The 8,297-nt window shown below is 63.6% G+C and carries 8 protein-coding genes; 5 read left to right on the forward strand and 3 right to left on the reverse strand.

All coding sequences use genetic code 11. The annotated features are described in order from the left end of the window. Positions 1–14: 14 nt before the first annotated feature. A complete protein-coding gene (locus V3587_RS18660) occupies positions 15–872 on the reverse strand; it encodes a mycofactocin-coupled SDR family oxidoreductase (protein WP_065454976.1) in 858 nt (285 codons plus the stop codon). Positions 873–1,089: 217 nt separating this feature from the next. Here V3587_RS18660 and V3587_RS18665 point away from each other — a divergent pair, with 217 nt between their 5' ends. The 5 genes from V3587_RS18665 (at position 1,090) to V3587_RS18685 (ending at position 6,310) form a co-directional block, all read left to right on the forward strand. Continuing rightward, positions 1,090–2,556, forward strand: coding sequence for an aldehyde dehydrogenase (locus tag V3587_RS18665; RefSeq protein ID WP_065352526.1), 1,467 nt, complete (start codon positions 1,090–1,092; stop codon positions 2,554–2,556). Positions 2,557–2,616: 60 nt separating this feature from the next. After that, a complete protein-coding gene (locus tag V3587_RS18670; RefSeq protein ID WP_065352527.1) occupies positions 2,617–3,366 on the forward strand; it encodes an SDR family oxidoreductase in 750 nt (249 codons plus the stop codon). Further along, positions 3,363–4,298 carry an NAD(P)-dependent oxidoreductase gene (locus V3587_RS18675; protein WP_065352528.1) on the forward strand — a complete coding sequence of 312 codons (936 nt, stop codon included), beginning with the start codon at positions 3,363–3,365 and terminating at the stop codon, positions 4,296–4,298. Before V3587_RS18670 ends, V3587_RS18675 begins: the two co-directional genes overlap by 4 nt. After that, entirely contained in the window at positions 4,295–4,756 is a 462-nt protein-coding gene (locus tag V3587_RS18680; protein WP_003944075.1) for a carboxymuconolactone decarboxylase family protein, read from the forward strand. The genes V3587_RS18675 and V3587_RS18680 overlap by 4 nt, the downstream gene beginning before the upstream one ends. Before the next feature lie 87 nt (positions 4,757–4,843). Beyond that, positions 4,844–6,310: an FAD-dependent oxidoreductase gene (locus V3587_RS18685; RefSeq protein WP_050656861.1), complete on the forward strand. Its 1,467-nt coding sequence runs from the start codon at positions 4,844–4,846 to the stop codon at positions 6,308–6,310. Between the two features lie 10 nt (positions 6,311–6,320). Here V3587_RS18685 and V3587_RS18690 read toward each other — a convergent pair whose 3' ends face one another. Together V3587_RS18690 and V3587_RS18695 are read right to left on the reverse strand one after the other, a co-directional pair. Further along, complete coding sequence (locus tag V3587_RS18690; RefSeq protein WP_030536776.1) at positions 6,321–7,142, reverse strand: helix-turn-helix domain-containing GNAT family N-acetyltransferase; 822 nt, start codon at positions 7,140–7,142, stop codon at positions 6,321–6,323. Between the two features lie 102 nt (positions 7,143–7,244). After that, positions 7,245–8,267: an alpha/beta hydrolase gene (locus V3587_RS18695; protein ID WP_003944025.1), complete on the reverse strand. Its 1,023-nt coding sequence runs from the start codon at positions 8,265–8,267 to the stop codon at positions 7,245–7,247. Positions 8,268–8,297: the final 30 nt, after the last annotated feature.

Genomic DNA, 8,297 nt, shown 5'->3' on the forward strand with positions numbered 1-8,297 from the left:
CGCGAAAAGTTCTACTACAGACCGATCTTCATCCCGGCACCAGCGTCCACGCGCAGTTGCTGGCCGGTGACGAATCGCGACTCGTCCGAGGACAGGTACACGACTGCATGCGAGATGTCCGCGGGTTCGACCCACGGGATCGGCATCGCCTGCATGAACGGGAACGTCACAGCCGCATCCTCGGCGGTCGGATTCTCGAGGTCGGGACGGAACGTCCGGTACATCGGCATGCTCTGCAACATGTCGGTGTTCACATTGGTCGGATGAATCGCGTTGACGCGAATGGAACTCGGCCCGAGGGTCAGCGCCAACGAACTGGTGTAGGCCTGAATCAGCTTCTTGGCCAACCCGTATCCGTCGCCACCCGGACCCTGGAGCGCCTGTTGCCCGTTGAATCCGGTCTGCGGCACCAAACCGGCAACAGAGCCGATCGCGATGATCGAACCCCCTTCGCCGAGGTATTCCATCGACGCGTGCACTGTATTGACGACACCGAGAAAGTTCACATCGAAGGCGTCGACGAAACCGGCGGTCGACACGTGTTTGCCCAGCGGACAGATACCGGCGTTCGCCACGACGACATGCAATCCGCCCAACTGCCCTACCGCCTCGGCAAGTGCTGTTTCGAGTCCGGCGCGATCACGGACGTCGACACGCGCCGTCACCACCTGCTGCCCGGCCTCTTTCACCAGGCGAGCGGTTTCCTCCAGATCGGCTGGACTGGCGAGCGGGTATTCGTTGCTGGCGATGTCTGCGCACAGATCGAAGGCGATGATGTGCGCGCCCTCCCGCGCGAGACGGACGGCGTGACTGCGCCCCTGACCTCGAGCAGCGCCGGTCACCAACACCACTTTTCCGTCAACTCTGTTCATTTCGACCTCTCTCCTGTGGATGTGAAGACGTGGTTGTGAATGTGCGGTGAACCGTAGCGGCGCCGCACCGGACACGAGGCGCTTTTCGTCGAAGCAGATCCGAGACCCTCTCGAGACCGCTGGGCTCTCGAAATCTCTTATGCCCCAAAAACCATTGCCTCAACCACAAGTGTGAACTAGAGTCCAGACACATGTCCAGAAAGAGAGGGTTTGCGCTATGACGCTTCGACCCGCAGACAGTTCTGCACTTCTCGTCGACGGAAAACTGGTTCCCGGATCCGGCGGGACCTTCGAAGTTTTCAACCCGGCGACCGAGGAACTGATCGGCCGTGCGGCCGAAGGCACCGCCGCGGACATGGACGCGGCCATCGCCGCTGCGCGCCGTGCGTTCGACGACACCGAATGGGCACGCGATCACGGGTTTCGCGCTCGCTGCCTGCGCCAACTGTGCGATGCACTCCAGTCCCACATCGAGGAGTTGCGTGAGATCACCGTCGCCGAGGTCGGCGCACCGGTCATGCTGACGAGCGGTCCGCAACTCGAAGGCCCGATCGAAGATCTTCGCTACTGGGCCGATCTGATCGAAACCTATTCGTGGGAACAAGATCTCGGGCACGCGTCTCCCATGGGGATTCCGACCCATCGCCGACTGCTCAAGGAAGCCGTCGGCGTCGTCGGCGCAATCACACCGTGGAACTTTCCGCACCAGATCAATTTCGCCAAGCTCGGTCCCGCCCTCGCAGCCGGCAACACCGTCGTTCTCAAACCCGCGCCGGACACGCCCTGGTGCGCCGCGCTGGTCGCCAAGGTGATTGCAGAAGAAACCGAGATCCCGGCCGGCGTAGTCAACGTCGTGACGTCGACGGATCACTCCCTAGGCGCGCAGCTGTGCAGCGATCCGCGCGTCGATCTCGTGTCCTTCACCGGTTCCACCGCCACCGGACGCACAGTGATGGCCACGGCCGCGCAAACTCTCAAGAAGGTCTTCCTCGAACTCGGGGGTAAGTCCGCATTCATCGTCCTCGACGATGCGGACATCAAGGGTGCATGCTCGGTTGCCGCGTTCTCCGTCTGCGTTCATGCCGGTCAGGGATGCGCGCTCAGTACCAGACTTCTGGTGCCGCGCGCTCGGTACGACGATGCTCTGGCCGCGGCATCTGCCGCGATGGCGGGTATCCGAGCCGGCGACCCCAGCGCGCGCGGAACGGTGTGTGGCCCGGTCATCTCGGCGCGCCAGCGCGCCAGGGTGGAGAGCTACCTCGCCCTCGCGGTCGAAGAGGGCGGCACGATCGTGACGGGTGGGGGCCGTCCCGACGATCGCGAGAGGGGTTTCTTCGTCGAACCCACTCTCATTGCCGGGCTGGACAACTCGTCTCGCGTAGCGCAGGAGGAGATTTTCGGGCCCGTCCTCGTGATCCTTCCGTACGACAACGACGACGACGCTATCCGGATTGCCAACGATTCCCCCTACGGCCTGTCCGGGTCGGTGTGGGGCACCGATCCCGATCGCGTCGCGCACGTCGTTGCCGGTGTCAGAACCGGAACGCTGAGCGTCAACGGCGGCGTCTGGTATTCGGCCGACGCACCGTTCGGCGGCTACAAACAATCAGGGATCGGCCGCGAAATGGGCCTCGCGGGTTTCGAGGAATACCTCGAAACCAAGCTCGTCGCTTCACCTTCCTGACATTCCACACCCTCACCCCACACCCTCACCACAGAATGATCACCACGAAAGTAGGTCGACATGGGACGTTTCGACGGTCGCACCGCGATAGTCACCGGAGCAGCGCAGGGTATCGGAGAGGCGTATGCCCGCGCTCTGGCCGCGGAGGGGGCCAACGTGGTCGTGGCGGACCTCAATCGCGAACTCGGCGAAGCAGTCGCCAAGCAGATCAACGCGGACGGCGGAAGTGCCGTGTTCAAGGACGTCGACGTCGCCGACGGGGAGTCGACTGCGGCACTTGCCGACTTCACGATCGAGCAGTTCGGCAGCATCGAGCATCTGGTGAACAACGCTGCCATCTACGGCGGAATGAAGATCGATTCCCTGTTGACGGTGGACTGGGACTACTACCGAAAGTTCATGAGCGTCAACATGGACGGCGCACTGCACGTGTGCCGGGCGGTCGTACCTCACATGCGAGCGAAGGGCGGTTCGATCGTCAACCAGTCCTCCACAGCAGCCTGGCTGTACTCGAACTACTACGGACTCGCGAAAGCCGGCGTCAACAGCCTGACACAACAACTCGCGACCGAACTCGGCTGGTCGAACATCCGGATCAACGCCATCGCTCCCGGTCCCATCGACACGGAGGCGACTCGAACCGTCACCCCCGGCAACATCGTCAAGGACATGGTGAAGCGAATCCCGTTGCAGCGCATGGGAACACCGGAGGATCTCGTCGGCATGTGCCTGTTCCTTCTCTCCGACGACGCAGGCTGGGTGACCGGGCAGATCTTCAACGTCGACGGAGGCCAGGTGTACCGGTCATGACGGAATCGGCGCCGAAAGCCAGCGCTTCGAAAACCAGACTGGGATACATCGGCCTAGGCAACATGGGCGCGCCGATGGCGCAGCGCCTCCTGGACTGGCCGGGCGGACTGGTGGTGTGTGATGCCCGCGCAGAAGCGCTCGAACCGTTCACCACTGCGGGCGCGAGCGCAGCATCGACGCCCGCCGACGTTGCAGCGCAGGCGAGCATCATCTCCGTCACGGTGCTCGACGACGCGCAGGTACGCGAGGTTGTGTGCGGGCCGCACGGGATTCTGTCGACCGCACAGCCAGGCACTGTCGTCGCGATTCACTCCACTATCTCGGACACCACGGCGGTGGAACTCGCTGACATCTGTCAACAGCGTGGTGTTCTGCTGGTCGACGCGCCGATCAGTGGCGGTGCCGGCGGCGCAGCGCAGGGCAGGCTGGCAGTGATGATCGGCGGCTCCGACGAGGCGTTCGAAGCCGTCCGCGAGCCCTTCGGATCCTGGGCCGAGCTGGTGGTTCACGCCGGTGACGTCGGCGCGGGAACGCGAATGAAGCTCGCACGCAACCTTCTTCACTTCGTCTCGTTCACCGCCACGACCGAGGCCGCGCGACTCGCCGAAGCAGCAGGACTCGATCTCCGCACGCTCGGAAAGGTCGTCAGGCACACCGATGCGATCACCGGTGGCGCGGGCGCGATCATGCTCCGCGACACCACCGCACCGGTCTCGGAGGACGACCCGTGGTTCTCGATACTGCGGCATGTTCGCAATCTCGGGGAGAAGGACTTGGCCTTGGCCATCAACCTCGGTGATCGGCTGAATCTCGACCTGCCGCTCGCGCACCTTGCGCTCGCCGGACTCGGTGCCGGTCTGGGCGTCGGGAATGACAGCGAAGTCAGGCCGGCCGAACCTTCAACGGCATCTACTACTCGGGAGCACGCATGACCGACACCACTCACATGACCGATGCCGGTGGAACCGACGAAAGCCGCATCTCCGAGGCCCGTGCTCGTGGCGTCGCGAAGATGAACGAGGTGTACGGCTGGGAGCTTCCCGCCGACGTTCCCGGCGACTTCTTCGCGGTCACCGCCGACCACCTCTTTGCCGACATCTGGACGCGACCGGGACTGTCGGTACGTGATCGACGACTACTCCTGATCGGTGCCATCACCGCCCAGGGGCAGAACGATGTGGCGAAGATCCAGATCAACGCTGCTCTCCACAACGAGGAGTTGACCGAGCAGCAGTTCGAAGAGGCCGCAATCTTCCTGTGCCACTACGTCGGCTGGCCGCTGGCCACCGGGCTCAACAATGCGCTGATCGCCGTGAAGGCCGACAGACGTAAAGCCGCGCGCGCCAAGGAGAAGGCCGCGGCCGATTCCGCGAAAACGGACACCGACTGACTTTCGGTCGAGATACTGCCATCAGGGCATCGATCACACCCACCGATTCCCCCACCAACCAACCAGAAGAGCGAAGGATCCGAATCCATGGCCGAGGCCAGCTCAATCCGTCCGCAGTCCTCCGCAAACATCGAGCAGTGGCACTTCGAGGCTGACGTCGTCGTCGCCGGCTACGGCATTGCCGGAGTGAGTGCTTCGATCGAGGCCGCGCGAGCGGGCGCCGACGTGTTGGTGCTCGAGCGCACGAGCGGCTGGGGCGGCGCTGCGGCGCTGGCAGGCGGATTCATCTATCTGGGCGGCGGGACCCCGTTGCAGCAGGCACTCGGGTTCGAGGACTCCCCCGCCAACATGAAATCGTTCATGATGGCCGCACTCGGTCCCGGCGCCGACGAGGAGAAGATCACCGACTACTGCGAAGGCAGCGTCGAGCACTACAACTGGCTCGTCGACAACGGTGTGCCGTTCAAGGAGAGTTTCTACGGCCAACCCGGCTGGGAAACACCCTTCGACGACGGACTCATGTATTCCGGCGGCGAGAACTCGGCACCGTTCAACACGATCGCGACACCGGCCCCTCGCGGGCACGTTCCACAGATGAGCGGCAAGCGCACCGGGGAGAAGGGCGGTGGTTTCATGTTGATGAAGCCACTGATCGAGACGGCCGAAAGCCTCGGCGTACGAGCAGAATACGACATGCGAGTCCAGCGCCTGGTCGTCGACGGAGATCGAGTGGTCGGCATCATCGCCAAGCAGTACGGCAAGGAAGTGGCAGTTCGAGCACGCACGGGTGTCGTACTGGCGACGGGAAGCTTCGCCTACAACGAAGCGATGATCCAGTCGTACGCCCCACGGCTGATCGGGCGCCCCGGTGCGGCTATCGAAGAGCACGACGGAAAGTCCATCCAGATGGCGCAGGCTCTCGGGGCCGACCTCGCGCACATGGACGCCACCGAGGTCGCATTCTTCGGCGACCCCCAGTTGATGATCCGCGGCATTCTCGTCAACGGACGCGGCCAGCGCTACGTCAACGAGGACACGTACCCGGGAAGAATCGGCCAGGAGACGCTGCTGCGCAACGAGAATCAGGCCTACCTGATCATCGACGAAGCTTCCTACGAAGAGGGCTGCGCCGCCGACAGTTCCACACCGTTCTTCAGATTCCAGCCCAAGTGGGTGGCCGAGACCGTCGAGGAACTCGAATCCGACATGGGTCTGCCGGAAGGCACCCTCCAGTCGACCGTCGAGGTCTACAACCGCCACGCCGCCCGTGGTGAGGACCCGGTATTGGGAAAGAAGAAGGAGTGGGTCAAGCCGATCGGCTCACCCGTCGCTGCGCTCGATCTTCGCAATTTCACCGCCGGATTCACGCTCGGCGGTCTGCGCACGTCGATCAACTCGGAGGTCATCCACGTCTCCGGCGAACCGATCCCGGGTTTGTTTGCCGCTGGACGCTGCACCGCCGGCGTCTGCGCCGGTGGATACGCCTCCGGAACGTCCCTCGGTGACGGCAGCTTCTACGGGCGACGCGCCGGAGTCAGCGCTGCTAAGGGCTGAGCGTCTCTTCTCAGATGTCAGCGTCCTCGCTGCGACGTTCGAGGAACAACGTGTCACGCCACCGCCCACCCAGTTGAGCGATACGCGACCGAGTGCCGACGACTCGGAATCCGACGGCCTGATGCAAGGCGACGCTTGCCCGGTTCTCCGGGAAAATCGACGACTGCACTGTCCATATCTCACTGGCGTCGGCGGCTTGCACCTGTCGGCGAAGCAGCAGCTTGCCCACGCCGCGCCCGCGAGCGCCGCTACCGATGTAGATGGAGTTCTCGGCGACCCCGCGGTAGCAATCACGCGAGGACACCGGGCTGAGGCTCGCCCAGCCTTCGACGCGGCCGTCGATCTCGGCCACCCATCGATGATCGGGTAACCATTGCGCGTCGAGCTTCTCGGCGGATGGCACCGAGGTGGTGAACGTCGCGGTTCCGGTGTCGATTCCTTCGCGGTAGATCGAGCGGACGGCATCCCAGTCGCCGGATTCCATGCGGCGCACCACCACGTCATCGGGAAGAACTCCCAGTGTGTCTTCGACCGGACCACGAGCAGCCACGACGGCGGCCGCTGCCATCAGATCGGAGTATGCCGTTCCGGCAACACTGACAACCGAAGTGCCTTCACGCACCGAAGCCTCGACAAAACCGACCTCGATCAAGGCCTCGAGGTGAGCACTCAACGCCGACGGCTCGAGTGATGCGGCGTGTGCAATCGTCTCGACGTCGATCGGACCGCCGGCAGCAAGTCGAAGCACTCGCAGCCGCGTCGGATCACCCAGGCACGCAAACCTGCGCGCAAGTACGTCGGTGTCGAGGGGAGCGAGTGTTTCTGAACTCATGAGGCGACTATAACGCCGCTGACCTGCAGTTCGGTCGGCTAGGTTCGGCAAGAGTGTCCCGGAGTGAGAAACAACTCAGCCACCGACCCCAGGGTTCGCCGGCTAACGCGCACCGATCGACGCGGCAATCATCGACCACGAGTTGTGAAGATCGTCCTGCCAGTAACCCCAAGAGTGAGTGCCAGTTGCCCGGAAATCATAGGTGGCCGGGATGCCCAAGGAGTCGAGCCGCTCGGCCAAACGCTGGGTGCACTGGTTCGTCCCGGCCTCGATGACTCCACCCACGATCACCTGGTTCGCCAGAACGCCGAGGTCGCCGTTGACCATCGGTCCGCCCAGATTCTCGTGTGGGCCGGGCAGGCCCGATCCATTGCTGATGTAGAGGTCGACCCCCCGCAATCTCTCGGCATTGACCACAGGATCGTTGGCTACCCAGCCCGGACCGCCGGGAGGACCCCACATGTTGTCCACGTTGCCGCCGCGGAATCCGACCACGAATCTCACGTAGTCCTGACCGGGTTGAGTACTCGTCTCGGCACACCCGCTGAAAGCACCGACGGCACGGTAAACGGATGGCGCCGCCTCGGCCAGGCTCAGAACCGAGGTACCTGCCATCGACAATCCGGCAACGGCATTCGTACCCGTAGTCCCGAGCGTGGCATCGACGATCGGTGGCAACTCCTGGGTGAGAAATGTGGTCCACTTGTTCAGTCCGAGAACAGGATCGGGCTTCTCCCAGTCGGTGTAGTAGCTGTAGGCACCGCCGATCGGGTTGACGACGTTGACGTTCTTGTCGCCGAAGAAGTCGACGACGTCTGTCCGTGTCTGCCACGTCGCCGTGTCCTCGCCTCCGCCGGCCCCATTGAGTAGATAGAGGGTCGGCCGGGGCGCACTTGTGTCTGCCGGCCGAATCACCTCGAGCGGAATCACCTTGTCCATCGCAGCCGAGTAGACGTACATAGTCAGCTGACGGGCGTTGATCTCCTCGACGTGATCGAGAGCTGAACCGCCTGAAGGGGATGTCGGGGCCGGGTCAGCCGAGGCCAACGCTGCTTCGCCGAACAGTCCCGTCCACGCGACGAGGGCGACGACAAGCATTGCCCGAGTACGTCCGATTCTTCTCATTGCCGCTCCTCGTGCTCGATTGCGGTGCCC

Source organism: Rhodococcus sp. IEGM 1306 (assembly GCF_036541985.1).
Lineage (GTDB): Bacteria > Actinomycetota > Actinomycetes > Mycobacteriales > Mycobacteriaceae > Rhodococcus_F > Rhodococcus_F qingshengii.

What these genes read in the sequence shown, in the direction of transcription:
- V3587_RS18685 (WP_050656861.1), top strand. Translation starts at nt 4,844, where the DNA reads ATGGCCGAGGCCAGCTCAATCCGTCCGCAGTCCTCCGCAAACATCGAG.
- V3587_RS18665 (WP_065352526.1), top strand. Translation starts at nt 1,090, where the DNA reads ATGACGCTTCGACCCGCAGACAGTTCTGCACTTCTCGTCGACGGAAAA.
- V3587_RS18675 (WP_065352528.1), top strand. Translation starts at nt 3,363, where the DNA reads ATGACGGAATCGGCGCCGAAAGCCAGCGCTTCGAAAACCAGACTGGGA.
- V3587_RS18695 (WP_003944025.1), bottom strand. Translation starts at nt 8,267, where the DNA reads ATGAGAAGAATCGGACGTACTCGGGCAATGCTTGTCGTCGCCCTCGTC.
- V3587_RS18660 (WP_065454976.1), bottom strand. Translation starts at nt 872, where the DNA reads ATGAACAGAGTTGACGGAAAAGTGGTGTTGGTGACCGGCGCTGCTCGA.
- V3587_RS18670 (WP_065352527.1), top strand. Translation starts at nt 2,617, where the DNA reads ATGGGACGTTTCGACGGTCGCACCGCGATAGTCACCGGAGCAGCGCAG.
- V3587_RS18690 (WP_030536776.1), bottom strand. Translation starts at nt 7,142, where the DNA reads ATGAGTTCAGAAACACTCGCTCCCCTCGACACCGACGTACTTGCGCGC.
- V3587_RS18680 (WP_003944075.1), top strand. Translation starts at nt 4,295, where the DNA reads ATGACCGACACCACTCACATGACCGATGCCGGTGGAACCGACGAAAGC.